The following is an 18,855-nucleotide window of genomic DNA, read 5'->3' on the forward strand; positions in this document are numbered from 1 at the left end:
TCGGTACGAGTACGACGGGGCAGAGTTAGGGACATGAAAGAGAACGAGACCGACCCGCGGCCCGCGGACGCCGCCGCTGACAACACCAGCACGGTGCGGGTGGAGTCTGAGCAGCCGACTCTTGCGCAGCCGCCGGTTGCCCCGCAGTCGGGTGCCCCCCAGTCCGCGGCACCCCAGCAGCAGGGCACCTGGGCGCAGCAGTCGCCCTGGCAGCAGCAGGCGGCCGGCGCGCAGCCGCCGGCCATGAGCGGTTCACCCGTGCAGCCGGTCACCGGTGCGCCGGTGTCGGCCCAGCCCGTCACCGCACAGCCGGGCAGCGGTGCCCCGCAGGCCCATCCGCACTACGCCTACCAGGCGCCGCAGGGCTACGGGCAGGGCGACTACCACGACTACTCCCAGCAGCAATCGGCCTATCAAGCCTGGCACGCGGCCGCCGCGGCGCAGGCGGCAGGCGGTGGCAACGTCCCGCCCGGCTGGACGGCACAGCCCGGCGGCGGGCAGCAGAAGCCTCCCGGCCGTGGGCGCAAGGTCGCCATGGCCGGCGCGGCGGCCGTGCTGATCGCGCTGTTCTCCGGCGGGATCGGTGCCGCCACCGCGGTGGCCATGACCGACTCCTCGTCGTCGCCCGCCGCCGTGCAGACCGGCAACTCGTCGGTCACCCGGGTGGTGGACCGTTCGTCACTGGCCCAGATCGCCGCCGCGGTCCAGGACAGCGTCGTCTCGATCACCACCGGCTCCGGCGAGGGCTCCGGAGTGGTGCTCACCGCCGAGGGCTACATCGTCACCAACGCCCACGTCGTCTCATCGGCGCAGGACGCGAACGTGACGGTGATCTTCGCCGACGGCACCAAGACCGCGGCCAAGGTGGTCGGCACCGACGAGCGCACCGATCTCGCCGTGATCAAGGCCGACGGGGTCACCGACCTCAAGGCCGCCACCTTCGGTGACAGCTCCCAGATCCAGGTCGGCGACACGGTGCTGGCCCTGGGCAGCCCGCTCGGCCTGGAGGGATCGGTCACCGCCGGCATCATCAGCGCCAAGGACCGCAGCATCCGGGCCGGCGGCGAGCAGGAACAGCAGAGCCCGTGGGGCACGCAGCAACAGCAGGCGCCCACCACGATGACCGGCCTGCTGCAGACCGACGCCCCGATCAACCCCGGTAACTCCGGCGGTGCACTCGTCAGCACCAACGGTGAGGTGATCGGCATCAACTCGGCGATCGCCACCTCCGGGCAGAACACCGGCAACATCGGTCTCGGCTTCGCGATCCCGAGCAACAAGGCCAAGCAGGTCGCCGAGGCCCTGATGCAGGGCAAGAAGGTCAGCCACCCGGCGCTCGGCGTGAGTGTCACCACCGCGGAGAACGGCGGTGCCGCGGTCAGCGCGGTGGTGGAGAACAGCGCGGCCGCCAAGGCCCAGCTCCAGCGCGGCGACGTGGTCACCAAGGTCGACGGCAAGGCGATCGAGGATTCGGACGACCTGGTGGCGGCCGTTCAGGCGGGCACCGTCGGCCAGAAGATGACCCTCACCTTCACCCGTAACGGCACTGAGCAGACGGTGACCGTCACCCTGCAGGAATCACAGTAAAGACGAATCCCTCCGCTACGGCGGGTGACGTGACCCGGGGTGGGCACGTCACCCGCCGTTCCACTGCCCGGGCTTCTTCTCCGGGGTCCCCACGGGATTCAGGACCTTTCGGCGTCAAGGGGAAGGATTCACCGCGGAGGACTCGCGTTCACGCAGGCAACCGCCTAATCTCCATTCGCCGTCGGCGAAGCCATCGTCCGCCGGTGCGGTCGCGCGGTGTTCGCCACGGCGGAGTGAGAGGCCCCCTGAGTTGACGTATGTCGAGACCCGGACGAACGTCTGGGAAGCCCTGGCCGGACGGTCCCCCGGGGTGCCGTCGGGCCCGGCCGACACCGGGCTCTGGCACACCGTCGCCGACCGGCTCAACCCGGCGAGCGCCCGCCCGGTCCTGCGGCCCGGCATCGAGGTCCGGCACCGTACCGCGGTGCGCGGCGGCCGGTACGTGATGCTCCGCTCGCCCGAGGACGGCGGCCGTAGCTCGTACCTGCGACTCACCCCGGAGGAGTACCAGCTCGCCCTGATGATGGACGGCGACAGCACGGTGGCCCGGCTGGTCGCCGAGTTCGCCCGGATCGCCGGCCGCCTCGCCCCCGACCAGGTCCGCCGGGTGGTCGCCGACCTGGCCGCCAACCGGATGCTCGAAGAGCTCCCGACGGACGCCTTCCGCCCGCTGCGCGATCTGCACCGTGAGCCGCTGCCCCGGCGGGTCGGTGAATCACTTGTCGCCGCCGCGCGCGGCCGGGTGGTGCTGTCCTTCCCGGTCGACGGCGTGATCACGGCGATCTACCGGTCGGCGGGGCGGTTCCTGTTCACCCGGCCGCTCGTCTGGATCGGCGCGCTGCTGGCCGCTGCCGGGCTGCTGCTGTTCGCCGTCGCCTGGCAGCAGGGCAGCCGGTCCCTCTTCCTGGTCGGCGACTCGTACCTGCTCGGCGCGGTCACCCTCGTACTGCTGAACGTGTTCGTGCTGGCGGTCCACGAGTTCGGGCACGCGCTGGCCGCGAAACGGGTCGGGCGCGAAGTCCCGGCCGCCGGTCTGATGCTGTATTTCGGCCTGCCGTCCGTATTCGTCGACACGACCGACGTGTGGATGGCCGGGCGCCGGGCCCGGATCGCGGTCACCGCCGCCGGCCCCGCCACCGCCCTGGGGCTGGCCGGCCTGCTGCAGGTCGCCGGGTTCGCCGTACCGGCCGTCGCGGGTCTCGCCTTCAAACTGGCCTTCCTCTTCTATCTGCACACCTTCTTCAACCTCAGCCCGCTGCTGCCGCTGGACGGCAAGTACCTGCTGATGGACTGGCTGGAGATCCCGGACGTACGGGCACGCGGGCTGGCCTGGACGGCCGGACGCCTGCGCCGCCGCGGCCCCCGCTGGCGGATGCTGGACCGGGAGGGCCGGCTGGTCGCGCTCTACGGCGTGCTCAGCGTGCTGTGGCTGGTCAGTGCGGCTGGTCTCGGTTACCGGCTGTGGACCGACCGGATCCGGGGCCTGGCGGTCGGCCTCTGGTACGAGGGGATCGGCGCCCGGCTCCTGTTGCTGGTGATCATCCTGGGCGTGGTCGCACCGCCGATCTACTTCCTGCTCGGCCGGGTCGTGCGGGGGTTCCGCCGGATCCGCCAGCAGGCCGCCGAACGCGACCGGGAAGCCGACCTGCCCCGCCGGGTGGCCGCCCTGCGCGCCTCCGAGCTCGGCGGCCTGCCCGAGCCGTCGCTGCAGGCCCTGGCCACGCGGGCCCGCTGGTTCCGCCCGTCCACCGGCCGTCAGCTGGTGCTCGCCGGGGACACCCCGAGTGCCGTCTTCGTGGTGGTCGAGGGCGCGCTGCAGGGCCGCCGCCCCGGCGACCCGGGCGGCACCATCCGGCACCACGCCGGCCCCGGCGGTGTCGTCGGCCTGGCCACCGCGCTGACCGGGCGCAGCGCCCAGCTCGACTGGTACACCGCCGGAGTCACGCTGCTGGCCCTGCCCACGTCCACGGTCGCCACCGTGATCGGCCCGATGCCCGGCCCGCCGCCGCAGGAGCGCGCCGAGGCGGAGGCGCTGTTCGCGGACACCCCGGCGCTGGCCGCGCTGGAGGAGGACCAGCGACTCGCGCTGATCGCCGCGGCGCATCCGGCCGATCTGGACCCGGGTGCGCCGGTCATCCTGCCCGGTCCCACCCATGCGGTGGTGGTCGAGTCCGGGGTGATCGCCATGCCGGACGGTGTCGAACTCCGGCGCGGCACGCTGGTCGGCCCGGTGGGTGACGGCAGTCCGGGCATGGTGGCGCAGGCGCGGACCCCGGTCCGGCTCTGGGTGATCCCGGACGCCTCCGACCTGCCGCCCCTGATCGGTACGTACGGCCCCGGCGGCCCGATGCCGGCGCTGCGCCCGAGCACCCCGGCCGTGGGCCGTCCCGGGTCGGCGCATCCGCCGCTCGCGATTCCGCCCGGCCCGCCGGACGCCGACGAGCAGTACGACGTGGACCGGCACTTCGAACGCCGGATGTGGGGTTTCGTCAGCGTGCTCCTGGTGTTCGCCCTCGCCAGTGTGCTGATCAACGTGAGCAGCGGCCCGGCGTGGGCCGAGATGCCCGCCGAGCGGGTGCTGCTGAGTGTGCAGCGGGGCGGCGTCAGCGTGGACTCCGGCGGCGGCCGGATGTCCCTGCAGGCCGGCGACCGCCGTTACCTGTCCGCCGGTGGTGGCGTCGAGGTGCCGGGCAAGGGCGTGGCCCTGCTGACCTTTCCCGGCGGCGCGGCCGTGGTGCTGTGCGGTGGATCGCGGCTGGAGATCAACGATGTCGGTGTGGAGAACGGCCGTACCTCCACCCCGTCCGGCCGGCTGACCCTGGAGAACGGGCGGCTGCTGGCCGACACGAGCAGCCCGAGCGGGGCGTTCGCGCCGCTCGAGCTGACCGTGCTGCGCAGCCAGGGAGAGGTCGGCAACGACGGACGGGCGTGGTATTCGGTCGATCAGGCCGGGGTCAGCGTCTCGGCCGGGACCGTCACCGTCGGCGGCGCCGAGAACGCCGCCGACGGCGCGGGCCTGAACTGCGGGGACGGCGTGACGGTCGCACCGCCGACGGAGGCGGAGCCCAGCGAGTCGCCGGGTGAGGAACTGTTCCCGTCCGAGGAGTCGACGGCTCCGGAGTCACCGGAAGCCTCGGTCTCCCCGACTACGGTGCAGAGTGAGACCGCCGATCCGGACACCGAGCCCACGACCGGCGGTACGACCCGACCGGCCACCAGACCGACGACGGCTCCCACCACCAGGCCGACGGCTCCGACCTCGAAACCGACGACGGCCCCGACCTCGAAACCGACGACGGCTCCGGCGACGACCGACCCCACGACGGCTCCGACCACCCAGCCGACGACGACCGCGCCCACGACCGCCCCGACGCCCACCGACACCGAGGAACCAGCGGATCCGTCCGTCAGCTGACTGCGGGCGGCCCCGCCGACGAGAGTGAGGAGTGGCCGCCCATGCTGTGCTGGTTCTGCGCCGAGGGGGCACGCGCGACGTGCCGGTTCTGCGGCCGGGGCGTGTGCGCCGAGCACGCGCGGTTCGGGCCGTACCTGCTGGAGGTGACCCGGTCGGTGCGGCGGGACCGGGCCGAGGCGCTGGTCGTGGAGGACGCGGTGCAGTGCGGGGCCTGCCACCCGCGGCCGGCGCCGGTCGCCATGCCGGAACTCGACTGACCTCCAGCGGTGGCGTACGGGTTCAGCTGTTGACGTATGGGCTGAGGGCGTTCGTCATCGCCTGCCGGAGGATCGACTTCGGCCGGGCGCCGACGATCGTCGAGGTCACCACGCCACCGGTGAAGAAGAGCAGCGAGGGCATGGAGATCACCCGGTACGTCATGGTGGTCACCGGGTTCGAGTCGACGTCCAGTGTGGCCACCAGCAGCCGGCCGTCGAACTCCCCGGCCAGCTCGCCCAGGATCCGGGTCATCGGCCCGCACGGCGGGCACCACCGCGCCCAGAAGTCGACGAGAACCGGCGTGCGCGCGGCCAGCACGATCTCGGCGAAGCTCTCGTCAGTGACGACGGTCAGGGATTCATCTGGCATTTGATCTCCTCCAACTGGGACCGCAGCCGATCCCGGACCACGGTGAGCTGATCGAGGTAGCCGTCCACTTCGGCCAGCCGGCGGCGCAGCACCGCGGCCGAGTCCGGGCACACGTGGCCGGCGCTGTTGCCGGCCCGCAGGCATGCGACGAACGGTTTGATGTCGTCCACGCCGAACCCGTCGGCGAGGAGCGACCGGATCTCGTGCACCAGGCGGAGCTCACCGTCGTCGTACTGCCGGTAGCCGTTGGCGTCCCGGCGCGGGTGGATCAGCCCGTGCTCCTCGTAGTAGCGCAGCGTGCGAGGGCTCGTACCGGCCCGCTCGGCAAGCTCTCCGATCAGCATGGATCCGACGGTATGCCCTGACACCGGCGTCAAGGCAAGGCTGCAAGATCGTACGAGAATCCCTCTCCAAGATCGTGCAAAGATGGGCGCATGGTCGACGGTCCGGTGGCGTTCGTGCTGGGTGGCGGCGGCGTCCTGGGCGCGGTCGAGGTCGGGATGCTGCGGGCCCTGTTCCGTGCCGGGTTCCGTCCGGATCTCGTGGTCGGTACGTCGATCGGCGCGGTCAACGGCGCCCTGGTCGCTGCCGACCCGAGTGAGCCGGTCACCGAGCGGCTGGTCCGGCTCTGGACCTCGCCGGAGGCGGCGGCCGTCTACGGCGACTCGATCGGCCGCCAGATGCGGCGGTTCGCGGCCCGGACCCACCTGCACTCGCCCCGCCCGCTGCGCCGCCTGCTCGAGGCCGAGCTGGGCGAGTCGGCCACCTTCGCCGATCTCAAGGTGCCGTTCCACTGCTGCGCGGCGAGCATCGAGCGGGCCGCCGAACACTGGTTCGACAGTGGACCGCTCGTCGACGCGGTGCTCGCCTCGTCAGCGGTGCCCGGCCTGCTGCCGCCCATGGAGATCGGGGGCGAACACTTCGTCGACGGTGGCATCGTCAACTCGATCCCGATCGGGGAGGCCGTCCGGATCGGGGCGAAACTGATCTTCGTGCTCCAGGTCGGGCGGGTGGAACGGCAGCTCAGTGTGCCGAAACGGCCGTGGGAGGTGGCGCAGGTGGCGTTCGAGATCGCCCGGCGGCACCGGTTCGCCCGGGAGCTTGCGTCCCTGCCCGACGATGTACGGGTGCATGTGCTCCCGAGCGGGACCGGTGACGGCGGCGACGGCCGGGACGACTCCCCGTGGGCGTACCGGGACATGGCCGCGGTGGGCCGCCGGATCAGTCGCGCCTACACCGCGTCCCGGCGTTATCTGAGCGCGAACGTCAATCCGCTGCCGGGTGGCAACTGATGGCCCCGCCCCCGGTGTGGGTCCGGCGACTGGTGATCGCACCGACCGTGGTGGTGCTGGCGTTCGTACTGCTCACCACCCTGCCGATCTGGCTGCTGCTGGCCCTGGCCGTGTCCCCGCTGGTGCCCGGCCGGCTACGCGTGCCCCGGCTGGTCTTCCTGGTGATCGTCTACCTGGTGTGGGACGCGGTCGCGCTGGTGTCGCTGACCGGGCTCTGGATCGCCTCCGGATTCGGCGCGCGGATCCGCTCGCCGTGGTTCCAGCGCGCGCACTACGTACTCACCGGGTGGTTCTTGAAGATCCTGTTCTGGTTCGCGCGGTGGTCGCTGCACCTGGAGATCGACGTCGTCGGCACCGACCCGGACACCGCCCTGCCGGGCCGCCCGGAGATCGTGGTGAGCCGGCACGCCGGCCCCGGTGACTCGTTCACCCTGATCCACGGGCTGGTCAACTGGTTCGCGCGGGAGCCGCGGATCGTGCTGAAAGCGGCCCTGCAGTGGGACCCCGCGGTCGACGTGCTGCTCAACCGCCTGCCCAACAGGTTCATCTCGCCCGGACGCACCGGGACGGCGACCCTCGAGCAACAGATCGGCGACCTGGCCACCGGCCTGGACCACAACGACGCCTTCGTGATCTTCCCGGAAGGCGGGAACTTCACCCCGCGCCGCAAGGTCAGTGCCATCGCCCGGCTCCGGGACCGCGGGCTGCACGACATGGCGGCCAAGGCGGAGAACCTGCGCAACCTGCTGCCGCCGAAGCCGGGCGGTCTGCTCGCCGCGATCGAAGCGGCCCCGGACGCCGGTGTGATCTTCGTGGCACACACCGGCCTGGACCGGATGCTCAGCGTCGCTGATGTGTGGCGTGAGCTGCCGATGGACAAGCGTCTGGTGATGCGGTTCTGGAGCGTACCGCCGGAGGACGTGCCCACCGGGGAGCAGGAGCGCACCGAATGGTTGTACGAGTGGTGGGCCCGGATCGACGCGTGGATCGACGAGCATCAGCCCGCGCCGAGGCCGCTGTGGACGCCGCGCGCACGCTAGGGCGTCACCGTCGCGGCGGCCGGCCGTTGGACTTCACATCTGCCTCCTCGTCGATGTCTGGGCGGCGTACGCCGTAGCCGGCGGGTCGCGGCCCGATTTCCGGGGCGATCATGGGCGAGGCATGATGGTTCTTCAGGCGTCCGCACGGTACGTACAGGGGGAGGACCCGTGAGATTCGAGGTCAGCAAGGTCCTCGACGCCATCGAGGCTCGGCTCACCACCGATCCGGCGCTCGCCCGGGCTGTGGTGGATCTGGAGGAGGTCGTCCGTTACGCGGATCTCGACGGCGGCCGCCCGGCCAGCCTGGTCCGTCTCGGTCTGCTGGTAGACGCGCTCGGCCGGTACGTCTCCGAGGAGAACGTCCCGGTGTACGTGGTCACGCCGCGCGGGTTGCTCTCGGACACCGACCTCACCTCGAACGAACGGATGGTGGTGCGCCGCTGGGCCGACGACGGCAAGGTCGAGGTGGTGCCACAGGTCGAGGACCGGGTGCTGGAAGTGGCCGAGATGCTCGGACTGCCGGTGCTCACCCGTGACCGGGAGGACCGCTTCCGGGCCAGCCGCCCGTGGGTGACCGAGCCGGGCCGGCTGCTCGCGCTGGTGTCGGCGCAAGGTGGTCCGACGCTGGTGGCCCGGGTGGGCCGCGGCGAGGTGACGCCGCCGGTGCCGCGTTCCCCGCTGGGCGAGCGGCTGCTGGCCAGGGTGTGGCGGTGCCCCTCGCTGAGCTGCAACAGCTACGGCGACGGCGGTGACTCGGACAGCCCGTTCGCGGACATGCGCACCTACACCAGCCCGGTGTCGCAGCCACCGCCGGCCCTGCGCGCCGGCGTGCCGACATGCCCCCGGCACGGGGAACGGCTGAAGGACGTCGGGCCGCGCCCGGCGACCGAGGTCTTCTCGGTCCGCATCGACGGCGTGATCCGGCAGCGGTTCGTGGTCTCCGAGGACCGGGCCATGGTGGTGGGCCGGGCCCCCGAGGGCGGTTCGGGGGTGATGCTCGGCCAGTGGCTCACCGACGACGCCCGGAAATGGATCAGCCGAGGGCACGTCCAGTTCACGCTGCGCGGTGGCCAGGTGACGGTGACGGACATCAGCATGAACGGTTCGGGTGTCCGGCCGGGCGGCTCGATGGACGACGAGGCGCGGATCACCCTGCGCCGTGACGAGAGCCGGATCCTGGCCGACGACGACATCGTCGAGCTCTATCACGCGGTGCTCATCGGCCGGTCGAAACTCTGGGCCAGTGGCGGCAACGTCCAGCCCGAGTCGGTGATGGGCGAGGCGCCGACCATGGCGTTCCGGCCGGTCGGCCGCTAGGACGTCCGGCTGTCGCTCACCGCTGTCTCGAAGGCGCTGAGACAGCGGTGAGCGACAGCCGGAAAGGGCCGGGAGATCAGCCGCGCACCACCGCGGCGAGCTGGGCCAGCGCGTGGTCCAGCTCCTCCTCGGTGACGACCAGCGGCGGAGCCAGCCGGATCGTCGACCCGTGCGTGTCCTTGGCCAGCACACCCCGCTCGGTCAGGCGCTCACAGGCCTGCCGTCCGGTCATCAGCAGCGGATCGATGTCGACGCCGGCCCAGAGCCCGCGGCCGCGTACCGCCACCACGCCCTTGCCGATGAGGGCCGTGAGGCCCTCGTGCAGCCGGGCACCGAGACGCGCCGACCGCTCCTGGAACTCACCGGTCTCCAGCAGCCGGACCACCGCGGTCCCGACCGCGCACGCCAGCGGATTCCCGCCGAAGGTGGAGCCGTGCTCGCCGGGCCGCAGCACACCGAGCACCGCCCGGTCGGCGGCGACCGCGGAGACCGGCACGATACCGCCGCCGAGGGCCTTGCCGAGCACGTACATGTCCGGCACGACGCCCTCGTGCTCGATCGCGAAGGTCTTCCCGGTACGTCCCAGACCCGACTGGATCTCGTCGGCGATCATCAGGACGTTGTTCTCGGTGCACAGCTCGCGGACACCGGCCAGGAACCCGGCCGGCGGCACCAGCACGCCGGCCTCGCCCTGGATCGGCTCCATCAGGACGGCGACCGTGTTCGGGTTGATCGCGGCCCGGAGCGCGGCCAGATCGCCGTACGGCACCACCACGAACCCGGGGGTGTACGGCCCGAAGTCGGCGCGCGCGTCCGGGTCGGTGGAGAAGCTGACAATCGTCGTGGTGCGCCCGTGGAAGTTGTCGGCCGCCACGATGATCTCGGCCCGCTCGTCGGCGACCCCCTTGACCCGGTAACCCCACTTGCGGGCCACCTTGATCGCGGTCTCCACGGCTTCGGCGCCGGTGTTCATCGGCAGTACCAGGTCCTTGCCGCACAGCTCGGCAAGGCCGTGGCAGAACGCCGCGAACTGGTCGTGCACGAACGCCCGGCTGGTCAGGGTGACCCGGTCGAGCTGGGCGTGGGCGGCCGCGATCAGCCCGGGGTGCCGGTGGCCGAAGTTGAGCGCGGAGTAGCCGGCCAGGAAGTCCAGGTAACGACGGCCGTCGACGTCGGTGACCCAGGTGCCCTCGGCCTCCGCCACCACCACCGGCAGCGGGTGGTAGTTGTGGGCCGTCCAACGCTCGGCGTCGGCGAGCTCCGCGGGCGTACGAAGATCCACGGTCGTCATGAGCTGTACCTCCTCGTCATGCTCTCCTGGTGCTGGCTGCGCTCGGTCATGACCGGACCTCGAGCGTGCAGCACTTCGGACCGCCGCCGGCCTTGCGCAGCTCGGAGACGTCGACCCCGACGGTCTGGTAACCGGCGGCGCGCAGTGCTCCGGCGAGGTGGGTGGCCTGCTCGGCCAGCACGACGGTCCGGCCGTCGCTGACCGCGTTCAGGCCGAGCACGGCGGCGTCCTCCGGCGTCGCGATGATCGCGTCCGGGAAGAGCTGCCGGAGCACCGCCTGCGAACCGGGGGAGAACGCCTCCGGCAGGTACGCGATGTTGCGCTCGTCCAGCACGCACAGCGCGGTGTCCAGGTGATAGTAGGCCGGGTCGACCAGCTGCAGCGTGATCACCGGGCGCTGGAGGAACTCCTGGGTCTCGGCGTGCGACGCGTGGGCGGTCCGGAAGCCGGTGCCGGCCAGCAGAACGTCACCGGCGAGCAGGATGTCGCCCTCGCCCTCGTTGGTGTGCTTGGGCTCGAGCACGTCGAAGCCGCGCTCACGGAACCAGGCGGCGTAGGCGGGGGCCTCGTCGGCTCGCTCCGCGTCACGGAACTGCACACCCAGCACCCGTCCGTCCACGACGGTGCCGCCGTTCGCGGCGAAGACCATGTCGGGCAGGCCCGGCAGCGGATCGATCAGTTCAACGGTGTGACCGAGGCCGAGGAACGTCTGCCGCAGGTTCTCCCACTGGCTGATCGCCAGGGCGTTGTCGTACGGCGCCGTCGGGTCCATCCACGGATTGATCCGGTACGTGACGGCGAAGTGGGTGGGCCGGCACATCAGGTAGCGGCGCTTCAGGCTCATGAAGAAAAACGGTATGCGCCCTGGACCGACGAACACCCCGGACCAACCATGCGTACGGCGGCGGATCGTTGCGTGATCTCGGGATCCTGCGGCGATTCATTGCAAAGGCCCCGGCGGGGCGGCGAACCGCTGCCCATGCCGGGGCCTTGGCAACCTCGGCGAACCGCCGGGGTCATTCGGGGCGGGCCGGCCAAGGCCGTCCCGGTTCCGAGAGGTTGTTTGCGCCGACTCTTCATCGGCGGTGACTGTCAGGTACCCGTCAGATCCGAGTCTCAAACTGTGTGTCAAGCCACGTCCGGAACTCCGTGACGGTCTGCGTGTCGGTGCCGAGCCACCACAGCTGGCCGGCCAGAGCCAGCACGCCGATGACGATGGCGGTCAGCGACAGCACCAGCCCGATCACCGCACCGGTCTTGCCGGCCACGTGCCGCTTGCGGGTCGCGAAGACGCCGGCGAGGGAGAGGACGAGCGCGACCGCGGCGACGCCGATGCCGTACCCCAGCAGGGGTCCGGACAGCACCAGCAGGGCACCGGCGACCGAGAGGACCAGGCCGAGGGTGGCCACGAAGCTGGCCCGGGCTCGCGGAGCGGGTGCCGGGGGAATCGCGACCGGGTCGGAGACGGCCTTGGCGCGCTCGGTCTCGGAACGTGCCGGCGGGGGAGCCGGGCGGAACGTCTCCGGCTTGGCCGGCGGCGGGGTCACGGTGTCCGAACGGACCGGCGGGAGTGATGCGGTGGTCGCATCGTCGCGGCGAGGCATCACCGGCGTCCGCTCGGTGTTCGCGCCGTCGGTCGTCGTCTGTCGGGGGAAGGTGGGGAGCCTCACGTCTGAACCTCCTTGGCAGGTTTGACACCGCTACATACCCCTGCGACCCGGAAACGACACGAAGGGCACGCCCGCGAGGACGTGCCCTTGCGAAGAAGTGAGTCAGACCAGCGAGGACACCGCGTTCACGTCGCTCGCCTTGGCGATCACATGGTCGACGAGGCCGTAGTCCTTCGCCTGCTGGGCGGTGAACCAGCGGTCGCGGTCGGAGTCGCGCTCGATCTCCTCGGGGGTGTGCCCGGAGTGGAAGGCGATGCGATCGTTCATCACGTGCTTGATGTGCAACATGCTCTCGGCCTGGATGGCGATGTCGGCTGCGGTGCCGCCGATGCCGCCGGAGAGCTGGTGCATCATCACCCGGGCGTGCGGAAGCGCATACCGCTTGCCGGGGGTGCCGGCGCAGAGCAGGAACTGGCCCATCGAGGCGGCCATGCCCATCGCGATCGTGGCCACGTCGTTCTTGATGTACTGCATGGTGTCGTAGACGGCCATGCCGGCGCTGATCGAGCCGCCCGGAGAGTTGATGTAGAGGGCGATGTCGCGCTCCGCGTCCTCGGAGGCCAGCAGGAGCATCTGCGCACAGATGCGGTTGGTCACCTCGTCGTTGACCTCGCTGCCGAGGAAGATGATCCGTTCCCGGAGGAGTCTTTCGAAGACCTGGTCGTCGAAGGACGCGCCGCCACCACGCATGGTCGTCTCATTGGTCATGGGAACCACCTTCTCCCAGCCGCGCCGCGGATCCCAGCGATTCGCCTCAGGGCGAATCCGCTGACGGCATAATGCCCGGCTACCTTTGGTGCGTGCCGGAGGGACATACCATTCACCGCCTCGCCAGCCGCCACCGTGAGCTGTTCGCCGGGCAGCCGGTCGCGGCAGTCAGCCCGCAGGGCCGTTTCGCCGCGGGAGCCGCACTCATCGACGGGCGTGTGCTCCTCGACACCGAGGCGTACGGCAAGCATCTGCTCCACCACTACGAGGGTGAGCGCATCCTGCACGTGCACCTCGGGCTGTACGGCAAGTTCGCCGACGGCCCGCTGCCCGCCCCCGCCCCGGTCGGTCAGATCCGGTTCGCGCTGACCGGTTCCGATCACTGGCTGGAACTGCGCGGCCCGACCGCGTGCGAGGTCCTCGACCCCGGTGCGGTGGAGTTGCTGCGGTCCCGGCTGGGCGCTGATCCGCTGCGTGACGACGCCGATCCCGCGGCGGCCTGGGCCCGGGTCCGGGCGAGCACCAAACCGCTGCTCGCCCTGCTGATGGACCAGTCGATCGTGGCCGGTTGCGGCTTGATCTACGCCAACGAGACGCTGTTCCGGGCCGGTCTCTCGCCGCAGTCACCGGGCACGGCGATCGACGCCGCCCGCTGGGCCGCGCTCTGGGACGATCTGCGGGCGCTGATGAAGGAGGGCGTGCTGCGCGGCCGGATCGACACCGTGCACACCGAGCACACCCCGGAGGCGATGCGCCGCGCGCCGCGGGTCGACCGGCACGGCGGCGAGGTCTACGTCTACCGCCGTTCCGGCCAGCCGTGCCTGGTCTGCGGGACGCCGATCGCGATGGGCACGATGGTGGCGCGCAACGTCTACTGGTGCCCGGCCTGCCAGCCGGCCGCGCGGTCGCGGCGCCGCTAGCTGGACCGGCGGACGGCGTACCCGCCCGGTCAGGTGGTCGCGGCCTCGGTGGGTGCGGGGGACGGCGTCTCGACCGGCGGGCTCGACGGCGCCGGGGTGGTCTCCGTCGGTGACGGCTCCGGTGCGGTCCCGGCTCCCGGCACTCCGACCTCGAAGTTCGCCACCAGCCACGGGAGCAGCTGCTCGTACGCGCTTGTGGTGTCCGGCTGGTTGAAGTCGTGCGACAGCACGATCGAGCCGGGCCGGGTCTCCTTCTTGACCTGGGTCACGATCCGCTTGACGTGCTCCGCGGAGGTCTCGCCCTCCGGGTGCTCCCAGTCGCGCGGGTCGACCTCCCAGTACAGCGAGGTCATGCCGTCACCGTAGGCGGTCTTCACGAGCCGGTCGGTGAAGTTGCCGCCGGGCGCCCGGAAGTAGGGGATCGCGACGCCCGGAGCGGCCGCGCGGATCGCCGCGTTCGTCCGTTCCAGATCATCGAGGATCTGGTCCGACTTCTTGGTGCCGATCCTCAGATCGTGGCTCCACGTGTGGTTGCACAGCACGTGCCCGGCCTCGGCGATCTGCCGGACCAGGTCGGGGTGCCGTCGCGCCTGTGTGCCGACGAGGCAGAACACCGCCTTCACCTGATGCTTCTCGAGCAGCGCCAGGATCTTCGGGGTCTCGACCGGGTCAGGCCCGTCGTCGAAGCTCAGCATCACCACGCGCGAGCCGGTGGTGCGCAGCGAGTTGAACGGTCCGTCGCCGGCCGGCACCACGACCTGCGGTGCTCCGTTCTCGGTCGGCTTGACGGCCGGTTTCGGCGGCGGCGGGCTGGGGTCCGCCGTGGCGGTCTGCGTGGCGGCCGGGCGGGCCGGGACCGTGGCCGGCTTCTTCTCCGGCGCGGGCTTCTTCTTCTCCGGCTTGCTGATCACGCCGACCGCCTCCGCGGCGGCGTTCATCACCGTGGTGCTGCCGCCGTCCTGTGGGATGGGTACGGCGGTGAGCAGCAGGCCGGCGGCCACCAGGGTGCCGAGCAGCACGTGCGGCCGGTTCTTCGCGACCTCGAGCACGGACGCCATCGGCGTCGGGGACGGCGCGCGGTGGGAGCCGCGGTCCCTCTTGGAGCGGCGGGCCCGGGAGTCGCGGGATGTGGCGGGCCGGGTGGCTCCCCACGAGTTGTCCGTCCCGGCCCGGTGCCGGGCCGATCGGGGGGCCGGCACGATCGTGCCGGTGGCGTCGACAATCGCGGCGCGCAGACGGGTGGCCCGGGGCGCCCGGGACGGTGCCGGCGTGTCGCCGGCCGACTCTTCCGGGGCCCGGTGCCGCCCGGCCACCGGGCGGTCCTCACGGGACGTCGGCGCTGGTGAGAGCGAGGCGTGCGGCGGCATTCGTCATGCCTACCGTGCCGCAAGATCGAGCGCGATACCGAATCGGTCACCGCGCGCTCACGCAGCGACATACGTGCTGTTCACCACGGGTGATTCGACAGGCGGCAATCTGTGACTGTGATATCCGAATGAGACCGACTAATCGCACTCTGCCGGACATAGGGCCGCTGTCAGAGGATGTCCGTCAAGCGATGCCCCGGGTGGTACGAGCCAGCCAGTCCACCACGTCGTCGACCGACGCCCCCTGTGCGAGCAGCGCCCGCTGCCGGGCCGCCCCGGTGCCGTGGTCGCGCAACCGTCCCATCAGGAGGGTCGCGGTGGCGAGGTCGCCGTGACGTTCCAGTTCGGGACGTACGTAATCGAACAACTGCCGCAGGAGCCGCCAGGCCGGCCGCGTCTCCCGGGTGGCCATGTCGAGGTTCAGGCCCTCGAGCCCGTCGTGGGCGGCCCGCCAGTGTGCCGCCATCAGCAGCGGGTGTTCCACGTCCGGAGCATCGACACCATCCTGTACCTCACGCAGCAGGGTGGCGACCAGGGCCCGGGTCAGAGCGGCGAGCAGCACCGCGTCGTCGGTGCTCGGCATGACGTCGCCCATCCGGATCTCCACGGTGGGGTAGTTCGCGGAGAGGCGGGCGTACCAGTAGAGCATTCCCTCGTCGAGCATCGCGCCGCTCGCCTCGAGGTCCGAGACGAGTGTCAGGTAGTGCTCGTGCGACCGCAGGTACGGCGTCGGGCCGACGGTGGGCCAGCGCTCCCACATCATCGACCGCCAGCTCGCGTAGCCGGTGTCGCGCCCGGCGAACAGCGGCGAGTTGGCGGTGGCCGCCTGCAGCACCGGGAGCCAGGGGCGCAGGTGGTTCAGGATGAGGACGCCGGTCTCCGGGTCGGGGATGCTGACGTGCACGTGTGTGCCGCACATGCCCTGACCGGGGGAGAGGTCGCCGAAGCGTTCCCGCATCCGGTGGTAACGCTCGTTGTCCACGATCCGGGCGTTGTGGCCGGCGGCGGGTCCGGTGCCGACGGCGACGAGCCGGACGCCGGCCCGTTCCGCCGCGGCCGCCACCTCGGAGCGCAGCCGGCGCAGCGAGTCGGCGAGCCGGTCCAGTTCGAGTTGCGGTGGGCTCGCCACCTCGATCTGGGTCCGGTAGTACTCGTGCTGCACCCCGTCCCGTAACTCCTCGGGGAGTTCGGCGAAGACCTCCTCGACCGCCTCGGCGGCCCGTGGTTCCTCCGCGTCGACGAGCAGGTACTCCTCTTCGACGCCGAGAGTGAGCAGGTCGTCCCGTTCCGCCCGGGCGGCGAGTGCGGGAGAGATGGCCGTATCCATGCGCCGTGATTACCCTGCCGGATCTTCCCGAAAACGACGGCGGGCCGGCGTCCGCCGCTGAGCCATATTGACAAGTTTCGGAAACAAGCGTGCAATCTTTGAGAGCGCTCTCTTCCTCCCCAGAAAGGCGCGACCCCCATGACGATCCCCCGGAAACTGCTGGCCGTGGCCACCGCGATGCTCGCCGTCGGCGCGTCGGTGACCTTCGTGACCACCGCCGACGCCGCGGTCCCCCCGCCGCCCTCGGGCATGTCCCTCGTTTTCAGCGACGACTTCACCGGCGCCGCGGGCACCGGGCTCAACCGGTCCAACTGGCTCTACTCCACCGGCACCGGATATCCCGGTGGCGCCGCCAACTGGGGCACCGGCGAGATCGAGACGATGACCGACTCGACCGCCAACGTCTACCAGGACGGTGCCGGCAATCTGGTCATCAAGCCGCTGCGCGACTCCGCCGGCCGATGGACCTCCGGCCGGGTCGAGACCCAGCGCACCGACTTCGCCGCCCCGGCCGGCGGGAAGATGCGGATGGAGGCCCGGATCCAGCAACCGAACGTGACCGGCGCGGCCGCAGCCGGGTACTGGCCGGCGTTCTGGGCTCTCGGCGCCGCTGCCCGCCCGGTCGGCGCCACCAACTGGCCGAGCATCGGCGAGATCGACATCCTGGAGAACATCAACGGCCGGCCGAGCGTCTTCTCGGCACTGCACTGCGGCAGCAACCCCGGTGGGCCGTGCAACGAGACCACCGGCCTGGGCAGCGGTGAGCGGGCCTGCAGCGGCTGTCTCGGCAGCTTCCGCACGTACGCCATGGAGTACGACCGCAGCGTTTCGCCCGAGCAGCTGCGCTTTTACCTGGACGGCAACAACTACTTCACCCTCACCTCGAACGTGGTCGACGCGACCACCTGGAGCAACGCCCTGCACCACGGTTTCTTCATGATCCTCAACGTGGCGATCGGCGGCGGGTTCCCGGCTGCGTTCGGTGGCGGCCCGACGGCGGCCACCCAGCCCGGCGTGCCGATGCTGATCGACTACGTGGCCGTCTACCGGTCCGGCGGCGGCACCACACCGCCGACCACACCCCCGACCAGCACCCCGCCCACCGGCAGTCGTGACGCGTACTCCCGGATCGAGGCCGAGTCGTACAACGGCTCCGCCGGGGTGCAGCTCGAGACCTCCTCGGAGGGTGGCCAGAACGTCAGCCACATCGCCAACGGTGACTGGGTGCAGTTCAACAACGTCAACTTCGGCACCGGCGGGGTGAGGGACTTCGTGGCCCGGGTGGCCTCCGGCGCGGGCGCCGGGGTGAGTGGCCTGGTCGAGGTGCGCCTGGACAGCCGCAGCAACGCCCCGATCGGAAGTTTCGCCCTCGCCGGCACGGGCGGCTGGCAGAACTGGACCTCGATCCCGGCCAACGTGTCGAACGTGACCGGATCCCACACCGTCTATCTGACCTTCACCAGTGGCCAGCCGGCCGACTTCGTGAACGTCAACTGGATCCAGTTCCGCAGGTGACCGGCTAGCGTGCGCGGGCGGCGGCGCGCTGCCGCCGCTTGCGCACCTTCTTCACCGCCCAGGACCCGATGGCGATCGCGAAGAACGCCAAGATCGCGTAGTCGAACCACTGGGCGTACGTCTCCAGGTCTTTCCAGCGGGAGCCGAGCGCATATCCACCGCCGATGAACAGGGCGTTCCAGAAGCCGCTGCCGATCGAGGTGAAGAGCATGAACTGGCCCATCGGCATGTGGTTGGCGCCCGCCGGGATGGAGACCAGGCTGCGGATCACCGGAGCGCAGCGACCGAAGAGCACCGCGGCCCGCTCGTGTTTCTCGAACCAGCGGTCGGCGGTGTTCAGATCGTCGAGGTCGACCAGCGGGATGCGGTCGAGCCAGTGCTTGAGCCTTTCCTCGCCGAGTCCCCGGCCCAGCCAGTAGAGGGCGACCGCGCCGCCGAGCGCGCCGAGCGTCGCGGTGAACCAGACAAGGACCAGATTGACCCGGCCCTGGCTGGCCAGATAACCGGCCATCGAGAGGACGATCTCACTCGGGATCGGCGGGATCAGGTTCTCCAGCGCGACCAGCAGCCCGACGCCGATCTCGCCGAGCGAGTCGATCACCGAGGCGACCCATCCGGTCAGTCCGCCGAGATTGCCGAGATCGCCGTCGGCCATGGGCCCGCCTTTCGAATGTCGTCCAGAAAGCTCCCCACACACTGTGCAGGCGGTTGCTGAGAGGTACCCGAGAATCGGCTGACGAACCGCTCCCGTATATACCGCTCATCGGTATATGGTGCCG

Annotated in this window: 17 protein-coding genes; 8 read left to right on the forward strand and 9 right to left on the reverse strand. The window is 71.1% G+C overall.

The window, feature by feature from the left end; translation table 11 throughout:
- Positions 1-33: 33 nt before the first annotated feature.
- The 3 genes from AB0G04_RS03360 (at position 34) to AB0G04_RS03370 (ending at position 5,259) form a co-directional block, all read left to right on the forward strand.
- Positions 34-1,587 carry a trypsin-like peptidase domain-containing protein gene (locus AB0G04_RS03360; RefSeq protein ID WP_360975529.1) on the forward strand — a complete coding sequence of 518 codons (1,554 nt, stop codon included), beginning with the start codon at positions 34-36 and terminating at the stop codon, positions 1,585-1,587.
- A 250-nt stretch (positions 1,588-1,837) separates the two neighbouring features.
- Positions 1,838-5,002, forward strand: coding sequence for a cyclic nucleotide-binding protein (locus tag AB0G04_RS03365; RefSeq protein WP_360975532.1), 3,165 nt, complete (start codon positions 1,838-1,840; stop codon positions 5,000-5,002).
- A 41-nt stretch (positions 5,003-5,043) separates the two neighbouring features.
- Positions 5,044-5,259 carry a hypothetical protein gene (locus AB0G04_RS03370; RefSeq protein ID WP_360975535.1) on the forward strand — a complete coding sequence of 72 codons (216 nt, stop codon included), beginning with the start codon at positions 5,044-5,046 and terminating at the stop codon, positions 5,257-5,259.
- A gap of 22 nt (positions 5,260-5,281) precedes the next feature.
- On the opposite strand, the gene AB0G04_RS03375 is transcribed toward AB0G04_RS03370, so the two are convergent.
- Together AB0G04_RS03375 and AB0G04_RS03380 are read right to left on the reverse strand one after the other, a co-directional pair.
- Positions 5,282-5,629, reverse strand: coding sequence for a thioredoxin domain-containing protein (locus AB0G04_RS03375; protein ID WP_360975538.1), 348 nt, complete (start codon positions 5,627-5,629; stop codon positions 5,282-5,284).
- The gene (locus AB0G04_RS03380; RefSeq protein WP_360975541.1) at positions 5,611-5,973 is read right to left on the reverse strand and encodes a MerR family transcriptional regulator; all 363 of its coding nucleotides are present in this window, start codon (positions 5,971-5,973) and stop codon (positions 5,611-5,613) included. The genes AB0G04_RS03375 and AB0G04_RS03380 overlap by 19 nt, the downstream gene beginning before the upstream one ends.
- A 90-nt stretch (positions 5,974-6,063) precedes the next feature.
- Between AB0G04_RS03380 and AB0G04_RS03385 the strand changes: the two genes are divergently transcribed.
- From AB0G04_RS03385 to AB0G04_RS03395, 3 genes are all read left to right on the forward strand, one after another.
- A complete protein-coding gene (locus tag AB0G04_RS03385; RefSeq protein WP_360975544.1) occupies positions 6,064-6,921 on the forward strand; it encodes a patatin-like phospholipase family protein in 858 nt (285 codons plus the stop codon).
- Positions 6,921-7,961, forward strand: coding sequence for a 1-acyl-sn-glycerol-3-phosphate acyltransferase (locus AB0G04_RS03390; protein ID WP_360975547.1), 1,041 nt, complete (start codon positions 6,921-6,923; stop codon positions 7,959-7,961). The genes AB0G04_RS03385 and AB0G04_RS03390 overlap by 1 nt, the downstream gene beginning before the upstream one ends.
- Positions 7,962-8,129: 168 nt before the next feature.
- Positions 8,130-9,278 (forward strand): FHA domain-containing protein, encoded by a 1,149-nt coding sequence (locus tag AB0G04_RS03395; RefSeq protein WP_360975550.1) that lies wholly within the window; start codon positions 8,130-8,132, stop codon positions 9,276-9,278.
- A gap of 76 nt (positions 9,279-9,354) precedes the next feature.
- On the opposite strand, the gene rocD is transcribed toward AB0G04_RS03395, so the two are convergent.
- From rocD to AB0G04_RS03415, 4 genes are all read right to left on the reverse strand, one after another.
- Entirely contained in the window at positions 9,355-10,569 is a 1,215-nt protein-coding gene (gene rocD / locus AB0G04_RS03400) for an ornithine--oxo-acid transaminase (protein ID WP_360975553.1), read from the reverse strand.
- Between the two features lie 46 nt (positions 10,570-10,615).
- Positions 10,616-11,413 (reverse strand): dimethylargininase, encoded by a 798-nt coding sequence (gene ddaH, locus AB0G04_RS03405; RefSeq protein ID WP_360975556.1) that lies wholly within the window; start codon positions 11,411-11,413, stop codon positions 10,616-10,618.
- 259 nt (positions 11,414-11,672) lie between these two features.
- Positions 11,673-12,239, reverse strand: a complete 567-nt coding sequence (locus AB0G04_RS03410) for a hypothetical protein (RefSeq protein ID WP_360975559.1) — start codon at positions 12,237-12,239, stop codon at positions 11,673-11,675.
- A 102-nt stretch (positions 12,240-12,341) separates the two neighbouring features.
- Positions 12,342-12,947 carry an ATP-dependent Clp protease proteolytic subunit gene (locus tag AB0G04_RS03415; RefSeq protein WP_360975562.1) on the reverse strand — a complete coding sequence of 202 codons (606 nt, stop codon included), beginning with the start codon at positions 12,945-12,947 and terminating at the stop codon, positions 12,342-12,344.
- Between the two features lie 92 nt (positions 12,948-13,039).
- On the opposite strand from AB0G04_RS03415, the gene AB0G04_RS03420 reads away from it, so the two are divergent.
- Positions 13,040-13,867: a DNA-formamidopyrimidine glycosylase family protein gene (locus AB0G04_RS03420; protein WP_360975565.1), complete on the forward strand. Its 828-nt coding sequence runs from the start codon at positions 13,040-13,042 to the stop codon at positions 13,865-13,867.
- Between the two features lie 29 nt (positions 13,868-13,896).
- Here AB0G04_RS03420 and AB0G04_RS03425 read toward each other — a convergent pair whose 3' ends face one another.
- Together AB0G04_RS03425 and AB0G04_RS03430 are read right to left on the reverse strand one after the other, a co-directional pair.
- Positions 13,897-15,180, reverse strand: a complete 1,284-nt coding sequence (locus AB0G04_RS03425; protein WP_360975568.1) for a polysaccharide deacetylase family protein — start codon at positions 15,178-15,180, stop codon at positions 13,897-13,899.
- A gap of 238 nt (positions 15,181-15,418) precedes the next feature.
- A complete protein-coding gene (locus AB0G04_RS03430; RefSeq protein ID WP_360975571.1) occupies positions 15,419-16,561 on the reverse strand; it encodes a glutamate--cysteine ligase in 1,143 nt (380 codons plus the stop codon).
- A gap of 177 nt (positions 16,562-16,738) precedes the next feature.
- On the opposite strand from AB0G04_RS03430, the gene AB0G04_RS03435 reads away from it, so the two are divergent.
- Complete coding sequence (locus AB0G04_RS03435; protein ID WP_360976255.1) at positions 16,739-18,076, forward strand: carbohydrate-binding protein; 1,338 nt, start codon at positions 16,739-16,741, stop codon at positions 18,074-18,076.
- A 4-nt stretch (positions 18,077-18,080) separates the two neighbouring features.
- Here the strand turns inward: AB0G04_RS03435 and AB0G04_RS03440 are convergent, their stop codons facing one another.
- Entirely contained in the window at positions 18,081-18,731 is a 651-nt protein-coding gene (locus tag AB0G04_RS03440; RefSeq protein WP_360975574.1) for a DedA family protein, read from the reverse strand.
- Between the last annotated feature and the right edge of the window lie 124 nt (positions 18,732-18,855).

It is taken from the genome of Actinoplanes sp. NPDC023801, from assembly GCF_040639655.1.
Classification (GTDB): Bacteria; Actinomycetota; Actinomycetes; order Mycobacteriales; family Micromonosporaceae; genus Actinoplanes.